Here is a 16593-nt window from a genome sequence, read left to right as displayed (position 1 = left end):
CACGCTTAAATGCGTGGATTTTTTTATCTCCACCAACGTGACTGGGGTTCGGTTTCTGGATCTAATAGCCGATTTAACATCGTCAAATTAACATCTAACACGGCTAACCAATGGGCATGACAACTTAATGACGCTTCATGATGAGTAGCCTGCACACATTGTTTTAATATTGGTAGAATCTGACGTAATACCGCACACTTTTCTGATAACTCATCTGCACTTTGTAAGTTTGGAAGAGATCGCAAAATTAAGTCCACACGCTCAAAAGCACTTAAGGCGATATTAAGAGGCTGACGTCTTACATCGGCAAGCTGTCTGGTAAAACTCGTTGCTACAACACCTTCTAAGTAAACCCTATAAGTCGTTAGTGCTTCAATGGCCAGAAAGAGATCCGCTTGTGTCGTTTTTTTAGGGTACGGCACACATACATGTTGTTCCAGTTGATAAGGAATATTCAGTTTCAATCCTGCGTCTAAGCACGTCGCCTTTAGTGTTTTTAAGAGGCCTTGCTCATCCAAATATTGCTGAATTTCAAAAATACGCTCTAGGTGATACGCATTTGAGATGAAAGTTACCTTTATCTCTTTCTGTTCGAGTTTAAAGTCAGATTCAATTATTTCGCTAGCAAGGTGACGAATATTTTCTATTGTACTAGTGGATTTTTGTTCGAGCAGGACGGGGATATCGGCGACATTCAAGTTGAGGGCACTCGCAAGATTCACATAGTATTCGTGCATCGCACTCGCTTCAGAACGTACTTGCCTTCCCGTTATACCACCACAAAAGCTAATCAGAGTCCTATCCATGTTGGTCGATGAAATGTAATCAATAACAGCGTCAACTCTAGAGCGACCTTCTGCCGTAAGTTCATTATTCTGAAGTCGCTTTCCAAGTACAATGACTAGGTGTTCTATTTTCATAGTTTTGTTTTGCTTCGCAATTAATATAAACAACAAGAATGAGCTAAGAAACAGCCTTGTTCGCTACGGCTATTTCACTTAAGCAACCAAGCAATTTGTCCACTTCGATTGGCTTAGGCATATGATCATTACACCCGCACTCAATGACTCTTATTTTGTCTTCCGGCATAACATCTGCTGTCAATGCAATTATCGGCAATACGTTAAGCGGATAGTCTTGTCTTATTTTTCTCGTCGCTTGATAACCGTCCATGACCGGCATTTGTATGTCCATGAGAATCACATCAAACTTATTGCTCTTAACGAGTTCACACGCCTCTTGTCCATTTGAGGCCAAGACAGGATCCATTCCCGCCCTTTTCAATATTGCTTGAATCATCATTTGATTCACTGCGTTATCTTCCGCAACCAATACTCGTAACCCGGACAAGTCATGGTCATTATTCTCGCTTTGATACGTCGCTTGAGCCGGAGATTGTTCAAACCAACACGTAACAATAAACTCAGAACCTTGCCCCTCGATGCTTTTGGCAGAGATATTCCCCCCCATCAAACTAGCAAGTTCCCGCGATATCGTCAAGCCGAGCCCTGTTCCTCCAAAGCGTCTGGAGGTGGAGGTATCAGCCTGATTGAACGCTTCAAATAGTTTCTCAAGCCCTTCACTAGATATCCCAATGCCCGTATCGCGCACTTTAAACTCGATCAAGCTTCGGCCATCTTTTTGCATTTTTTCGTTCACTTCAAGCGCGACTTCGCCCTGCCCAGTAAATTTAAATGCATTACCACACAGGTTAATCAATATTTGCTCTAACCTGGTTGGATCGCCAACAAACCAACCGTTCCAGTTCATCTCTGATGAGACAGTCCAATCCAGTTTCTTTTGAACAGCACTCGATTCAAAGATAACTTGCAGTTGGTGCAATATCTGATTTAAATCGAAGGGGATGGTTTCTAAAGTAAGCTTTTCAGCTTCAATCTTAGAGATATCCAAAATATCATTAACTATATTTAGCAAGGTTCTTGAGGAGAGTTCAATTTTTTGTAGATACAGTCCGACTTCTTCAGGTTCGTCGGAATGTTTTACTAAAGAAGAAAACCCAATCACCGCATTCAATGGTGTCCGTATTTCATGGCTCATGTTGGCCAAAAATCGACTTTTAGCTTCACTCGCTTGTTCTGAGAGTTTTCTTGCAAGTTCAAGTTCTTTGGTACGTTCCTCTACCATTGTATCTAGCGCAATTCTTCGGTTGTTCGAAATAAGAATGAAAAGCACCAAAAACGTAACAACCGTAAATTGGAGCAAAATCATGATGCGGGTAGATTCTTCTTGGTAGTGCAGCAAAAAATTATCTCGTGCGACAAGATTCATTGACCATGTCTGCCCTGCCATTTCTAGCTTTATGACTTTAAGGTTAGGCTCACCTACAAGGCTAGAGCTTTGCTCATTCGTGTTACCCAAGAAAACATCAGTGCTGCCATCCTCCACCATTTCGAAAAGGAATAACCCTGGCGGTACTTTTTCCATTGCGACATCGAGCATTTGCTGTACGAGGAATATCCCTGTGGCGTAACCCACTAGCTTTCTTTGTGGTATCGATACCTCGTTATTTGACGCTCTTTCGGGCACGGCAAATACAGGAGCAAATAACAAAAATCCGGGTTCACTAGACTCAGATTGAACCAATTGAATAATAGGTGTTGCAAGAGGCCTAAACAACGAATCTGGCTTTGATAGAACCGACTTTCGGGAAGGGTTAGAGTAAACGTTAAACCCAATCGCAGCCTCATTGCCTTTTTCCGGTGTAATAAATTTCACGGCGACTAAATGATCTTCGTCGTTAAGGGGCGCACCCTTGGTCTTTATCGGTTTACCGTATAAATCCGCTAACTGCGCTTCAAACTGACCAACGTGAGACTGAGGAAAAATAACGTTCCAAGACATCCCCTTGATCGCTGCTTGCTCTTTCATGAGACTTTTTGCAAAAAGCTCAAAGTCACTCTTGCTCACATAGGGGCTATTTTGAATAAAGCTCGAGAGGGTTTGAATGTGAGCCAAACTTTTATTTATCTCTCGATATAAGCTGTTTTCTATCAGTTTAATTTCATGTTCAACCATGTTTCTTGTCGTTTCTCGACTGTTTGATGCCAGATAATGACTGGTCATGGTCACAGAGAAAAACATGATCGCCGTGGTTACCATAATGGCCGCACGTGCCTTTTTTATCTGGATGTCTTTGGATGAAAAATTCAGTAAACAAAAAAGTAATAAGGTCCCCAGCAACACACCCAATGAATCTCCGAGCCACCAGTTCATCACGTTGTACCAATAACGCTCCGCACTGTACTCGATGTTGTATGTACTCAGCGCCATAACGCCAATATTTGAGGAGATTAGGTTTGTTAATAAACTTATGACGGACACGAAGAATAAAGAGTTAAAATCAGAATTAGAATCCAATGGATTGCCGAGCCAGCGACGTAAGATTTACCCTCCGACTATCCCCTGCAGTGAAGCGCCAGAAGCAATGATGAAAACCTCTCGCCAATTGTCAGCGATGAGATTAGACAGATCATGATTTGATAAATTGAATGCCATAGAGGCGAAGAAAATGGCAGGAATGAATCTCCAAGACCAGATATAACAACCAAATAGACCAACACCAGCAGGAAGCCATACCGACACAACTTGAGACTGAGTCAGAAACTCTGACAGCACAATACCGCTAAAAAAGTAACCTAACGCCAACCCCCAAAACCAAATCACCAATTTTTTAGAGGAAGGATTAATCATTAAACGGGGTCCTTTTAGGAAAGTCTACAATATGTATATAAAATTAGTCTGATATTAACAAAGCATAGCATGTGAAACCGTATAGCCTCAATATTTCAACGACTAACCTCGTATTTGCGCAACAATTTTGTGATAGAGGTGGCTTAAGAAACGACAGGGGTCATTGTTATCAATTGTTTGTCTGTTCAACAGCCCGACTCAGACAAAACGTAAGTTTTTTACTCCAGCCAGTAATTGGCGCACTTTTTGACCAAAGGCCACGCCCCCATCGCTGGTATAGTATGATTTATCGCAAAATGCAGTCACCGAGGGGTTATCTCGCAACTCATTTAGAACATGGCAAGCAAACATTTTGACTAAGGTATTGGCCAGACGCAAGCCTCGATGATCTGGGCGGATATAGACATAATGAATTTGAAAGAAATACACATTTTTATCGTTGTTTCTCGGGCTTTGCACAATATCGGTCCAAAATGAGCAGTAACCAATCGGCTGCTTCTGGTCGTCTAATAACGTATGCAGATGAAACAGGTCGTGTTCGATTGATTGTTTAAATCGTTTACTGCAGACACCAGACACGTCATCGAACGCAAACGTCGTTATGTTATTAGCCGCAATTGGGTACCCTGCTGTATTGATACACACCATAATTATGTCCATTTCCTTAACTGACGCTTTTACAAGTGTTGCTGATTTACCTCATTTTTCAAATCGAATTGAAAAGCTTCTCGACAAAGTCGCTATTTCTATTGAGAGTCGACCTAATTCCCCTTACAATTTTGGCTCAATTTCTAGGAACATAAATAACCTATGGATGCTTTAATCAGTTACTTGCGTAACGATATCTTTCTCGTTCAACAATCTTGGTTCAGTGACGTACTTCTCATCACTGGCCTTAGCTTTTTTATATGGATTGCTTGGCGCATTATCTACGCTCGTATTGAAACCCTAACTGAGAAGACCGTAAACAAATGGGATGACGCGGTCATACATGCTCTTAAAACACCGATCAGTACACTCATTTGGTGTTGGCCTGCTATTTCTTCCATTGGTCTAATTTTACAAACCTATGTAGACAGCAATTTGAACTGGCTGGGGTCAATTCAAATGTTGTTTTCAATTGCGATTGCGGTCTGGATTGTGTTCCGTTTGGTCAATAACATTGAAACTGAAATGCTCGAGCAAAACAGGCATGACGAAACGACCGTTCAAGCCATCGCAAAGATTGCGCGTTTGGTGTTCGCCCTACTCGGTTTGCTAAGCATTATGCAAAGCTTTGGGCTTAGCTTATCGGGGCTATTAACCTTCGGTGGTGTTGGTGGTTTGATCGCGGGTTTGGCAGCCAAAGACCTTCTATCTAACTTTTTTGGTGGCGTTATGGTTTATTTCGATCGCCCATTTAAAGTTGGAGACTGGATTCGTTCACCTGATCGACAAATAGAAGGCACAGTGGAAAGAATTGGTTGGAGAATGAAGGTGATTCGCACGTTCGATAAGCGCCCGCTGTATGTGCCCAACTCAGTTTTTAGCAATATAGTCGTTGAGAATCCATCAAGAATGAAGAACCGTCGTATTCTTGAAACCATAGGCTTGCGCTACGACGACAGCGAAAAAGTCGCCATGATCATCGCGGATGTAAAAGAAATGCTGGTCAATCACCCAGATATAGATGCCAAACAAACGTTAATCGTCAATTTTAATAGTTTCGGGCCTTCTTCATTAGATTTCTTTATTTACACGTTCACGAAAACCGTCAATTGGGTAAAATTTCATGAAGTAAAACAAGCAATTTTACTAGAAGTAATGACGATCATAAAAAAACACGATGCTGATATCGCCTACCCAACTCAAACGGTTAACATTAAACACCTTCAGGGGTTACCGTTACAGCAAGGCGAGCACATTAACTTTGAACATGAATAACAACGCTAAATGCTGACCTTACGACTAGCGACTAGCAATTGACCCGTCTATACATAATAAACACATAAAAAAAGAGCCTCTATTTAAGTAGGCTCTTTTTCATTTTGATCGCTTCCCGAGTCGTATTGAACGCACTAGCCATTCAGTTCGAAACGAAATAAAAACACGTTATTAATTCAGCGTTTCGGATACTTTATCCGCAATGTCACCAGCAGCTTCAGTCATGTTACTTGCCGCATCTTTTAACGTATCGATATGCTCTTGGGCATTCTCTACCTGATCACTGTTGATCACATCTTTAATATCATCACTGTACGTCACGCCAACATAAACGCCGAGCCCAACAAGAGCAATCATAATGTACTTAATCATGTTTCATTAATCCTTTTTACGAAATTAGCAGTTATTCAGTCAATTTTGCTAAAAACCAAGACGCGAGTCTACCAAGATACTCTCCTGATGTCAGTAACGCTCAAGTACCCATTTTTACGCATGTCATTGCATTAATTTCCGTACGTACTCGCATTATGCTAACGATTCGCTATTCTTTAAATATTAAAGAGTTAATAACACGGCAAAGGATTGGGCATGTTAAGAACAATAGCGGTAGTATTATTAAGTACATTGGCCACCAATGTAACAGCAAAAGACATCAGCTTTGGAATCGTTCCACAGCAATCGGCAAAAAAGCTGGCTTCTAAATGGGGGCCAATATTCCAATACCTGAACGATAAGACCGGTCATCAAATCACATTTTCCACGGCCAAGGACATCCCAAGTTTTGAGCTTAGGTTGCTAGAAGGCCAATATGACATGGCCTATATGAACCCCTATCATTTCACTGTTTTTAACCAAAAACCTGGATATAGCGCCTTCGCGAAACAAAAAGACAAGAAAATAAAAGGCATCATCGTTGTGCCTAAAGACAGCCCCATTGAGGATTTGTCTGAATTAAACACCAAAGTTCTAGCGTTTCCCTCACCGGCGGCGTTTGCGGCCAGTGTACTGCCGAGGGCGAAGCTAGAACAAGACGGTATAAAGGTCACTCCTAGCTACGTCTCGTCCCACGACTCCGTTTACATTGGGGTATCTAAAGGGTTTTTCGTCGCAGGAGGCGGTGTCTACCGCACTTTTGGTAATGCTGCTCCTGAAGTCACAGAGCAACTGCGTGTTTTGTGGGAAACCCCCGCGTATACCCCCCATGCATTCGCCTATAATCCCAATTTAGACAAAGCAGTCGTCAACGACATTCAACAAGCTATGTTAGGTATGAATACCGACCCTGAAGGCCAAAAGCTTCTTAAATCCATTAATTTTAAAGGCATAGTCACCGCTCAAGACTCTGACTGGGATGACGTGAGGCAACTTAATATTAAACTGCTACAGCCACTTCTATCTAAGGAATAGGTGTTACATTGTCACTGAGACTCAAAACCATTTTAGGCATTGCCGTAATCGAAGCCGTTTTATTGGCCTTGCTGTTAACCCTGACTTTAAGTTATCTCGAAACGACCAACTTTGACGGGTTAACCAAACGGGGAGATTCAACCGCGAAACTCTTTGGATCGACGGTTAAAGACGCGGTTCTATCTTGGGATTTTGCCTCTTTGGAAGCTTATACTTCCGAATTAATGACCAATGCAGACATTGTTTACGTACGAGTAATAGACAATGAAGGCCGACCTCTCTCAACCCGAGGGCCTGATGAGTTTGTAAATAACTACCATAAGCCAGAACAAAGTGCCGAATTTGTTACCGATGGTATCTACGATGTGTCCTATACCATTCAAGAGTCTGGTATTCGGTATGGCCTTGTTCAAATTGGTTTTGATATGTCATCACTGAACAGACAGATCAATCAGGCAAAAAAATGGAGTAGCCTAATCGTCGCCGGTGAAATGGCTCTCGTTGCCCTTTTCTCTTACGTGTTAGGGGCCTATTTAACCCGTAGGTTAACCCACCTTGAAAAAGCGACACAACAAATAGCCAGCGGGCGCAGGGACATTAGTTTAGCTGAACATGGTCATGATGAAGTTGCGAATGTAGCCAAGGCATTCAATAACATGGTGACCAAACTGAGCAAATCCGAACGAGCTTCTATTAGCTATCAGAAACAACTGGAATTAATGAATGCCTCACTGGAAAGTAAAGTTAAAGAGAGAACGCACGAATTACGAGCGAAAAATGTCCACTTGGAGCAGGTGAACATTCAACTCAAAGACGCTCAAGCAAAGTTAATACAGTCGGAGAAGCTTGCCGCTATTGGCACGCTGGCCTCTGGTTATGCTCATGAAATTAACAGCCCGTTAGCGACGATTAACAGTAACCTTCAATCCGCAACTCAATATCTCGCTGACTATCAAAACCTGACATCAGAGATAAAACTTAAACTCGCTCAGCCAACAACGGAAGTCCAAGATATAGTCCCACTTCTAAACAACGAAGATTTCACTTACCTCCAACAAGATTTTGTAGAATGTTTGGAAGAATCACAGCAAAATGCAACAAGAATCAAATCGATAGTTGCAGGATTAAAAAATTATTCTCACTTTGAGAATTCAACGATGTCCCATGACGTTAATGTTAATGAACTCGTGGCATTAGCGGTTAAGGAAAGCGAGTTAACACTGAATGCAGACCTCAATTTGAACATCACTTTTGGCACGGTTCCAGCCCTCACCGCGAACCCTACAGAGTTGCAACAAGCCATTGTATATATTATAAAAAACTCTTATCTTGCAACTAAAGACAAACCCAATTCAAAAATCGAGATCACCACTAGCCAATCTAAAAACGTTGTGTCTTTGGAGATAAAAGATACAGGGTGTGGCATGAATAGTGCAGAACTATCGAGAGTATTCGACCCATTCTACACAACCCGAACATTCGGTGATGGTTCGGGGTTAGGTCTTACATCTGCTAGAAATATCGTAGAAAACCATAACGGTGAGATTAAGATAGAAAGTACGGAAGACATTGGCACAACGGTGACGTTTTCTATTCCGGCAGAAACAGATTTGGAATTGGCATTCCGGTCTGAAAGTTAAGATCAGTACGGCGAGTATGTATAGGTATTGCAATTACGGTTTTAGGAGAAGCAATGGACGTTTCGCTAAATAATTTTATAGATAAACCCAAATTACTGATTTTGGACGATGAGCCAGATATCGTAAAAGCGCTTACGCGCGTATTGAGAAAAGATTTTGATATATCCGCTTTTGTTTACCCATTGGAGGCACTAGAGTTCTTAGCCGAGCACGATGTAGACATCATTCTTTCTGACATGCGAATGCCTAAAATGGATGGCGCAGAATTTTTTGCACAGTCTCGTAAAACTCAACCCAATGCCATTCGCGTACTGCTTACCGGCTACTCAGATGTCGAAGCGACAACCAGAGCAATAAACGATGGTGGAGTGAACAGTTACCTCACCAAGCCGTGGGACAACAACAATTTGAGGTTTTCGTTATTGCAATCGGCCTCTTTATTTACATTGCAATCAGAAAAGAAAAGGCTTAAGGCCGAAATCGAGCAGAAAAACCAAGAACTTGAACTTGCCAACGCCACTCTAGAAGAGAAAGTCGTCACACGTACTGAAGCACTAAGAGCTTCATTTACAAAGCTTAGAGCAACTCACAGCAGTCGCTCTGCATTATTTCGCGATATATTGTCTCTCATCACGACTCTTATTGAGTACCGTACAGATATAGATGCCGATGACTTAGAACGTATCGCTTATCAATGTAAACAAGTCGCGATTCTATTGAATATGAGTGATGCAGACGTCAAGCAGACTTATATGAGCGGAATAATGCACAAATTGGGGCTAATTGGTGAAGACCCGAGTGCAACAAGCAGTCAAAACTTCGCGCAATCTCATATTGCGCCAACCAATAACCCTCTTATAGCCCACGAGATAATCTCCAATATGTCTCGCTTTAGCGCCCTTGCAAACCTCGTTAAGTTTCAAGACGAAAACCTTGATGGCACAGGCTACCCTGATCATATAAAGGGCGATGACATTCCTATCGCTTCTCGCATTATTCGCGTGGTCAAAGACTACGATTTCATGGTGACCAACAGTAATAAATCGCAAACTAAATCCCCTGCTGCTGCCATGAATTATCTTGAAACGCACTGTGGCACCATCTACGACCGAAGTGTCCTGGCTCAGTTTAAGAAAGTCCTCAAAGAGAGGCCTCAAGATGATATCCATAACATTGTGTATTGCGTGAGTGTGTCTGATTTGGCCGTTGGTGTCATCATCAAGCGTGACGTGGTATTACCAAACGGCACAACCATGTTAACCCAAGGTAGCGAGATCAATCAGTCAACACTTGATCGTTTAAGAGAATACGAATCCGAACATCGTACCGCGTTAGCCTACTTTATTTAGGAGTACAATATGAATAACCCAACGGCAAACGCTGACGATTTCGACTATAAAAAGGCATTTATAGAGCAAGAATCAAAGGTAAGCCAACTAGAAGAAAGGTTGCACGAGCTTGAGGCTAAACTGTACCACAGTGAAAAACTCGCCTCTATTGGTTACCTCGCCGCTGGAGTTCACCACGAACTTACCAACCCACTTAGTGTCTCGACGGCCAACCTCCAATTGATTGAAAATCACGTTAATGAATTAATTCAATTCGATACTCTTGCTTGGCAAATCATTGCCTACAACGCGGTAAGCGATGAGTATCTTATCCAACACCAACGAATGGATGAGAATAACGCCACACAAGAGTTGAAAGAGTTGTTAGTTGAAACAAATCAAGGCCTAAAACAAGTCGCGGACATTAATAATAGCCTAAAGACCCTATCGACCTCTAGTTATGATGACGTACCACTTTCAGACATTAATCAGTGTATTACGAGCGCACTTAATGCCGTTAAAAACGAACTAAAATACACAATCTCGATGCACCAAGACCTAGATTCATCCTTACCATTGGTTCCGTTTCATTTTGGCCAGATTCAACAGGTACTGGTCAATTTGTTACTCAATGCTAAGCAAGCCAACAAAGAAAACACGAATAATGACCACAACATTTGGGTACAAAGCCATAAAATCACCCACAACGGTACGCAATACATCGAAGTCTCAGTAAGCGATGATGGAATGGGCATCACTGAAGATATACAAGATAAGATTTTCGATCCTTTCTTTACAACAAAGACAAACGCTCAAGGAACCGGATTGGGGCTCGCGATATCGAATGACATCGTACAACGACACAATGGGACCTTGGCGTTGAATATTAATAACCAGAAAAACACAGAATTTCTGTTACGCCTTCAATACAATCGACCTTTGAATGCTGAGTAAAATATTGATAATTTGGATAAATACCAAAAAATAACTTAACCGACATTTTCCCTATTCATTGAGAACTGTCGTACAATAGGCCCACTCTCATCTAAGCAGACAAATAAAGTGGCTCTTAAACCTACCATTTACAAGTTTCGTATCACATTGACTGATATGAACCGCGACTATTACGACTCCCTTAGCCTTACCATCGCCCAGCATCCTTCAGAGAATGAGCAGCGAATGATGGCCCGCGTATTAGCATTCTGTATCAACGCTCATGAAGATCTGCAATTCTCTAAGGGGCTATCGAACATCGAAGAGCCTGCTGTTTGGTTAAAATCTTTAGATGACCAAATTCAACTATGGATAGACGTCGGAGAACCCGATACTGAACGTGTTAAGAAAGCAACTCGACTCGCCAAACAGGTTCATGTTTACAGTTTTAATACAAAGTCTGATGTGTGGTGGAACCAAAATAAAGGTAAGTTTGGCTTGTTAAAGGCCTCTGTAACTCGCTTTGATTGGAGTGGTATTGATGCGATGTCTCAACTATTAACGCGTACCATGGATATGTCTGTCATGATCACCGGCAATTCGGCCTACATTACAGCAGATAATGGCGACTGCGAAGTTAACTGGGAAACACTTCAAGAATAGAGAGATTGAGCCAGATATAAAATTAAGTTCATGGCAAAATTTCCTGCCATGAACTATCTTTGCTGCCATGAACTATCTTTGCTTCAATAATAGTTCAACTATGCATCCACGATATCTACGTCAAACAAGGATTTATTTTGACCTCTTTGAGTGATTACTTTGATCAGGCTGGTTTAAGCGAATTAAAGCTAAATCCACAGGATCAGACCATTTACCAAGAACTGTGCGATCGCTATCAAGCGACATTTAATAACGCCTGTGAGCACAATCAAGACAAGCCAAGCTTTCACATGCTACTTGGGACGTTAACCCAAGCGCACATTCAACAGTCTTCTCAACTGGAACACCATCTGCATTCTCTAATAAAAATGCAGCAAGCAATTAATGAAGGCGTCGGTGAAGAGCATGCTGACAAATTTAAAAATACCGCAACAGTCGAACTGCTGATGCTCACCAAACTTTGGGTGCTTGTTCAAGGGTACTTAAAAATGGACTTTAGTTTGGCAAACGACCATGCGTTGAACTCGGCTAAGCTCGTCAACAACGTACTAGGTGCAGACCCTGATATTCTACGTTCAGGTATCATGCAGGCCTTTTACGTTGGCCAGAACGCCAGCCCTATTCCTGATAAAAGGCCTAATATTTTTGACAGGCTTAAAGCTTGGCTGGGTTAAAACTCACCTAATAGTCCCTCCCTATTGCCTTTATGATTAAGTCATCAAGCCTGACATTACTATGACGGTTATGAATTTTTACTGCCGTACTATTACTAAAATCTTTCTTGTTCGTAGGTAAATATGCTCCCTATTATGGCCCGATGCGTTTGCAGTGCATTAGTACTTTCTTTGTGTCTTCCTGCCTATGCGCAAGATAGCACCGCACCGCCTGCCGTTAGCAATCAAAAATTGAGTTATTCTGACTCAGCAACCATCATTAAACACACCTACGAAACACAACTGTATACGTTACCCGCGTTTAAAGAAGGCCACTATGGCTTGAGAATGTACAGACAAACATTAGACCCAAAATACAAATCTGCTATCTGGTCTGATATTGCGCGCGTTGCTGACAACCTCAATAAGATTTCTGGTCAAACTTATACTGACGAGCAAATTCACGCCTATTCGATTAACCGCCTCTCAGGCTACCTAGACGAGACCGATGAACGCAGCCTACGCCGATTCAACGCCACCATCAAAATGCCCGAGTACGTTTTTTTGGGTGTCTCACTTCTTGGGTCAATGGCTCGTGCTAATGAATATGGGCTTAAGCATCAGCAAGACGAAAAGCTGAGATCCATTCTACGTAGGCACGACTTTCTTCCTTATGTCACTAATCAGGAAATGATCAAAGCGTGGGCCGCCCAACTGGCAAATCAAGTATTTTGGTTGCAACAGCTAGGTGAACAAGACGTTGTTTAACCTTTCATCGATGCATTCAGAGAAACGTATCCGGATGATCTCGATGCCACGCTGACCAAACAACAATTTGGCAATAAAATATACGGCCTAACGCATATAATCTTCGCAGATTCAGGCTACTATCAGCGCCAAATTGATGAGCAAAAATACCAATGGCTTTATGATTATCTAAGAGAAAATATCGATGTCATCCTCAACCGAGCAAAAGAAGATGTGATTGCCGAAGTAGGTATTGCATTTTTGTTGGCAGGATTAGACAACGATCCGGTCGTTGAAAAAACAAGAAAGCACATTCAAGCGTCTATAAACGTAGACCACGGTTTGATCCCTTCCGTTACCGGGGACTTAGATCTAACGTACGGCGAACACAGGAATGTACTGGCCATTATGTTGTTAGACTGGCAAGGAGCACACGCCGTGCCGAATGTAACCAATAACCCTAAGATTGTGACTAACGTTCCTTACGGGCTAATAAAAAAATAACTCGAATTCTCTTTAATCTTAGTCTCAAACAAAAAAAGCGGCCTTGGAAAATCAAAGCCGCTTTTTTATCTAAGTTTTCAATCTTATTAGGTTCTGTACAACACTTTAAGCACATGCCAGCCAAACTTTGTTTTGACTAACTGTGGCGTTAAAATCTCGCCAGAAAACACGGCTTTATCAAACTGTGGCACCATCTGGCCTTTTTTGAATTCACCTAAGTCACCGCCTTTCTTGCCTGAAGGGCAAGTAGAGTGCTTTTTCGCTAAAACTTGAAATTTTGCACCCTTTTTGAGCTGCTTGATAATGTCTTCTGCTTGCTCTTTATGCTTCACTAAAATGTGCACTGCTGCTGCGGTTCTTGCCATGATACGTCTCTCACTAAGTCTCTATCGGCGAATTCTAACTAAAACGATGCACAAAATCATCTGTTATGCGCCAATTAATAAAGGATGTTCAGTCAAAAATTTGATATAAGTTAACCCCAAACCTAGTGTTAGATTATACACTAATAAAGAACCTACTCTTGGAATCAGATATGAAAAGTAAGGCTAATCAGTCTCAAGGTATGTTGATGTTCAAGTTGACCATTCAACATAGCTTCGCAATTGGTACATTAAAAGTACGTGAAATTGTTCCGTATGCGCAAACGACTCAAATCCCCTACTCTCATCCTCATGTAATTGGTACTGTTCCAATCCGGGAGATCACTGTTCCCGTTATTGATATGGCGGCAGCTATTGGCTTTAGGCCGATCTCCCCTGAAGAATATAAGGATTGCTACCTTATTGTGACTGATTGCTTACGAACCGTGGTTGCTTTTATGGTTCGTGAAATTGAAAAGATCATTGAGTGCGACTGGCGAAACATAGAACCAACTCCAGATACTGCAGGCGACAACGTGTTTGTTACGGGTATTACGCGTCATAAAGACCGCATTGTTCAAATGCTAGACGTAGAATTACTGCTTTCTAAAATCTACCCCGATCATGACTCAGAACGCATTCCAATTCTCACGGACGTTGAACGTGAACGGCTAAAACCGCTGAGTATTTTACTGGTAGACGATTCCAGTTTGGCGCGGAAGCAGTTGTCCGACGCTTTAGATAGTATCAACATTCCTTACCAAGTTTGTAAAAATGGTATGGACGCACTAGCGTTAATGAAAAATGATGCCAGTGAACATAACCCTGTCAATATTCTAGTCAGTGATATAGAGATGCCCGGATTAGACGGTTATGAATTAGCATTTGAAGTTCAAAATGACAACGCGCTTAACCGTTCTTATCGGATTTTGCATACGTCATTATCGAGCGAAATCTGTGTTGATCAAGCGCACCAGGTGGGTGCCCACGAAGCACTTACCAAGTTTGATGCGACTGAATTAGTCAATGCGATGTTACGAGGCGCGAAAAAGCTAGAAGAGAGCAGTGACGCACTCTAGCTTACGAAATTACTCAGTCGTGCTCAGTCATCAGTAGCAACCGAGTAGCCGCGACTAGGTAGCCGCCACTAAGCGTAAATACCCCCTCAATAATCAGCACTCCCGTGCTGATTTTTTTGTCTGTATTTCCTGAGTTTTTGGTGTTCTTACTGGCCTAGCCTGAATTAACAAAAATATATACTATTGATAATAAAGATATTATCACCAGTTTTTAACGATTTATTATCCTTTCACTCCACTTTCATCGAACCTATTTTGCGTGGTTTTTCGATTGCCTTCTCAATTAACCGTTACCGTGCTACAGATAGCCAAACTAATTGCGCCAGATCAACTAAGCATAGATGCGTTATGTCCAATTTTATAACCAGACATTAAAGTTTTAATTCATAAAATCTATAATATTTGGAGCAATACAATGACAAGTGCATTTTACATCCCTACCGTAAATTTAATGGGTGCAGGCTGTCTTACAACGGCAATGGACAATATTAAGGCACAAGGCTTTAAAAACGGTTTGATCGTAACAGATAAGGTGCTTAATCAAATCGGTGTGGTTAAGCAGGTTGAGAATTTATTAATTGAACGCGGCGTTAACGCTGTTGTATTTGACGGAACACAACCTAACCCAACTATCGGAAACGTAAAAAGTGGTCTAGCGCTCCTGCAAGAAAATCAATGCGATTTCGTTATCTCTCTTGGTGGAGGTTCTCCTCATGATTGCGCCAAGGGCATTGCATTACTAGCAGCGAATGGTGGAGAAATTGGTGATTACGAAGGTGTCGACCAATCTGCGAAACCTCAATTACCGCTAATTGCAATCAATACCACTGCGGGTACGGCTTCTGAAATGACACGTTTTTGCATCATCACCGATGAAGAACGTCATATCAAAATGGCGATTGTTGATAAGCACACAACGCCACTAGTTTCTGTAAACGATCCTGAATTAATGCTCGCTAAGCCAGCTTCTTTAACCGCGGCAACAGGCATGGACGCATTAACTCACGCTATTGAGGCATACGTTTCCGTTGCAGCTACGCCAGTAACAGATGCTGTGGCGATTAAAGCCATCGAGTTGATCCAAGCTCACCTTCGTACCGCCGTATCAAATGGTTCTGATCTTGAAGCTCGTGAACAAATGGCTTACGCGCAATTTATGGCTGGCATGGCGTTTAACAATGCTTCATTAGGTTATGTACATGCAATGGCTCACCAACTGGGCGGATTTTACGACTTACCACATGGGGTCTGTAATGCGATTCTACTCCCACACGTACAACGTTATAACGCACAAGTTTGCCCTGAAAGGTTAACGGATGTAGCAAAAGCAATGGGTGTAAACGTTGATGGTCTGAGCCCACAACAAGGTGCTCAAGCAGCACTCGATGCAATTGGCGTACTATCAAAAGATGTGGGTATTCCTGCTGGCCTTAAAGATCTGGGCGCCAAGCTGGAAGATATTTCCGTATTAGCAGACAACGCATTGAAAGATGCCTGTGGCTTTACAAACCCAAAACAAGCGACTCACGAAGAAATTTCAGAGATTTTCGTCGCTGCGATGTAACCAGTCACTAGCTGAATCATTCCACTATTCGGCAGTCAAGGTACAAACAAAACGGGCTCAGTAATCGTTACTGAGCCCG

The 16593-nt window shown here is 42.0% G+C and carries 15 protein-coding genes and 1 pseudogene; 10 read left to right on the top strand and 6 right to left on the bottom strand.

The features are described 5' to 3' along the window. Positions 1-23: 23 nt before the first annotated feature. The 4 genes from VTAP4600_RS24315 to VTAP4600_RS24300 all read right to left on the bottom strand — a co-directional run bounded on the left by VTAP4600_RS24315 (position 24) and on the right by VTAP4600_RS24300 (position 4359). Positions 24-920 (bottom strand): YdcF family protein, encoded by an 897-nt coding sequence (locus VTAP4600_RS24315; RefSeq protein ID WP_102525531.1) that lies wholly within the window; start codon positions 918-920, stop codon positions 24-26. A 43-nt stretch (positions 921-963) separates the two neighbouring features. After that, on the bottom strand, positions 964-3291 hold the full coding sequence (locus VTAP4600_RS24310; RefSeq protein WP_102525264.1) for a response regulator: 2328 nt from the start codon (positions 3289-3291) through the stop codon (positions 964-966). Between the two features lie 114 nt (positions 3292-3405). Continuing rightward, entirely contained in the window at positions 3406-3711 is a 306-nt protein-coding gene (locus VTAP4600_RS24305; RefSeq protein ID WP_102525263.1) for a hypothetical protein, read from the bottom strand. Between the two features lie 198 nt (positions 3712-3909). After that, positions 3910-4359: a GNAT family N-acetyltransferase gene (locus VTAP4600_RS24300; protein ID WP_102525262.1), complete on the bottom strand. Its 450-nt coding sequence runs from the start codon at positions 4357-4359 to the stop codon at positions 3910-3912. 162 nt (positions 4360-4521) lie between these two features. Between VTAP4600_RS24300 and VTAP4600_RS24295 the strand changes: the two genes are divergently transcribed. Then, on the top strand, positions 4522-5634 hold the full coding sequence (locus VTAP4600_RS24295; RefSeq protein WP_102525261.1) for a mechanosensitive ion channel family protein: 1113 nt from the start codon (positions 4522-4524) through the stop codon (positions 5632-5634). A gap of 171 nt (positions 5635-5805) precedes the next feature. Here VTAP4600_RS24295 and VTAP4600_RS26105 read toward each other — a convergent pair whose 3' ends face one another. After that, positions 5806-6006 (bottom strand): hypothetical protein, encoded by a 201-nt coding sequence (locus VTAP4600_RS26105; protein ID WP_102525260.1) that lies wholly within the window; start codon positions 6004-6006, stop codon positions 5806-5808. A gap of 216 nt (positions 6007-6222) precedes the next feature. Here VTAP4600_RS26105 and VTAP4600_RS24285 point away from each other — a divergent pair, with 216 nt between their 5' ends. The 7 genes and pseudogenes from VTAP4600_RS24285 to VTAP4600_RS24255 all read left to right on the top strand — a co-directional run bounded on the left by VTAP4600_RS24285 (position 6223) and on the right by VTAP4600_RS24255 (position 13509). Then, positions 6223-7041, top strand: coding sequence for a phosphate/phosphite/phosphonate ABC transporter substrate-binding protein (locus tag VTAP4600_RS24285; RefSeq protein ID WP_102525259.1), 819 nt, complete (start codon positions 6223-6225; stop codon positions 7039-7041). Between the two features lie 8 nt (positions 7042-7049). Continuing rightward, positions 7050-8681 carry a sensor histidine kinase gene (locus VTAP4600_RS24280; protein WP_102525258.1) on the top strand — a complete coding sequence of 544 codons (1632 nt, stop codon included), beginning with the start codon at positions 7050-7052 and terminating at the stop codon, positions 8679-8681. Positions 8682-8734: 53 nt separating this feature from the next. After that, positions 8735-10030 (top strand): response regulator, encoded by a 1296-nt coding sequence (locus VTAP4600_RS24275; protein WP_102525257.1) that lies wholly within the window; start codon positions 8735-8737, stop codon positions 10028-10030. Positions 10031-10039: 9 nt separating this feature from the next. Beyond that, on the top strand, positions 10040-10963 hold the full coding sequence (locus tag VTAP4600_RS24270; RefSeq protein WP_102525256.1) for a sensor histidine kinase: 924 nt from the start codon (positions 10040-10042) through the stop codon (positions 10961-10963). A gap of 108 nt (positions 10964-11071) precedes the next feature. After that, positions 11072-11605 (top strand): YaeQ family protein, encoded by a 534-nt coding sequence (locus VTAP4600_RS24265; protein WP_102525255.1) that lies wholly within the window; start codon positions 11072-11074, stop codon positions 11603-11605. 137 nt (positions 11606-11742) lie between these two features. Continuing rightward, a complete protein-coding gene (locus VTAP4600_RS24260) occupies positions 11743-12279 on the top strand; it encodes a hypothetical protein (protein ID WP_102525254.1) in 537 nt (178 codons plus the stop codon). A 123-nt stretch (positions 12280-12402) separates the two neighbouring features. Beyond that, a pseudogene (locus VTAP4600_RS24255) lies at positions 12403-13509 on the top strand (DUF3541 domain-containing protein). An 86-nt stretch (positions 13510-13595) separates the two neighbouring features. Here the strand turns inward: VTAP4600_RS24255 and ppiC are convergent. Beyond that, positions 13596-13874, bottom strand: coding sequence for a peptidylprolyl isomerase PpiC (ppiC, locus tag VTAP4600_RS24250; RefSeq protein WP_102525253.1), 279 nt, complete (start codon positions 13872-13874; stop codon positions 13596-13598). 170 nt (positions 13875-14044) lie between these two features. Between ppiC and VTAP4600_RS24245 the strand changes: the two genes are divergently transcribed. Next, positions 14045-14950, top strand: coding sequence for a chemotaxis protein (locus tag VTAP4600_RS24245; RefSeq protein WP_102525252.1), 906 nt, complete (start codon positions 14045-14047; stop codon positions 14948-14950). Between the two features lie 415 nt (positions 14951-15365). Continuing rightward, positions 15366-16514 carry an L-threonine dehydrogenase gene (gene yiaY / locus VTAP4600_RS24240; RefSeq protein WP_102525251.1) on the top strand — a complete coding sequence of 383 codons (1149 nt, stop codon included), beginning with the start codon at positions 15366-15368 and terminating at the stop codon, positions 16512-16514. The last annotated feature ends 79 nt before the right edge of the window (positions 16515-16593 follow it).

Origin of the sequence: Vibrio tapetis subsp. tapetis (assembly GCF_900233005.1) — a bacterium.
Lineage (GTDB): Bacteria > Pseudomonadota > Gammaproteobacteria > Enterobacterales > Vibrionaceae > Vibrio > Vibrio tapetis.
The sequence above is the reverse complement of the archived record's forward strand: the minus strand, read 5'-3'. Positions and strand labels throughout refer to the sequence as shown.

Coding starts and splice junctions, on each gene's coding strand:
- VTAP4600_RS24300 (WP_102525262.1), bottom strand. CDS start 4,359: ATGGTGTGTATCAATACAGCAGGGTACCCAATTGCGGCTAATAACATA.
- yiaY (WP_102525251.1), top strand. CDS start 15,366: ATGACAAGTGCATTTTACATCCCTACCGTAAATTTAATGGGTGCAGGC.
- VTAP4600_RS24285 (WP_102525259.1), top strand. CDS start 6,223: ATGTTAAGAACAATAGCGGTAGTATTATTAAGTACATTGGCCACCAAT.
- VTAP4600_RS26105 (WP_102525260.1), bottom strand. CDS start 6,006: ATGATTAAGTACATTATGATTGCTCTTGTTGGGCTCGGCGTTTATGTT.
- VTAP4600_RS24310 (WP_102525264.1), bottom strand. CDS start 3,291: ATGGCGCTGAGTACATACAACATCGAGTACAGTGCGGAGCGTTATTGG.
- VTAP4600_RS24270 (WP_102525256.1), top strand. CDS start 10,040: ATGAATAACCCAACGGCAAACGCTGACGATTTCGACTATAAAAAGGCA.
- VTAP4600_RS24295 (WP_102525261.1), top strand. CDS start 4,522: ATGGATGCTTTAATCAGTTACTTGCGTAACGATATCTTTCTCGTTCAA.
- VTAP4600_RS24245 (WP_102525252.1), top strand. CDS start 14,045: ATGAAAAGTAAGGCTAATCAGTCTCAAGGTATGTTGATGTTCAAGTTG.
- ppiC (WP_102525253.1), bottom strand. CDS start 13,874: ATGGCAAGAACCGCAGCAGCAGTGCACATTTTAGTGAAGCATAAAGAG.
- VTAP4600_RS24305 (WP_102525263.1), bottom strand. CDS start 3,711: ATGATTAATCCTTCCTCTAAAAAATTGGTGATTTGGTTTTGGGGGTTG.
- VTAP4600_RS24315 (WP_102525531.1), bottom strand. CDS start 920: ATGAAAATAGAACACCTAGTCATTGTACTTGGAAAGCGACTTCAGAAT.
- VTAP4600_RS24275 (WP_102525257.1), top strand. CDS start 8,735: ATGGACGTTTCGCTAAATAATTTTATAGATAAACCCAAATTACTGATT.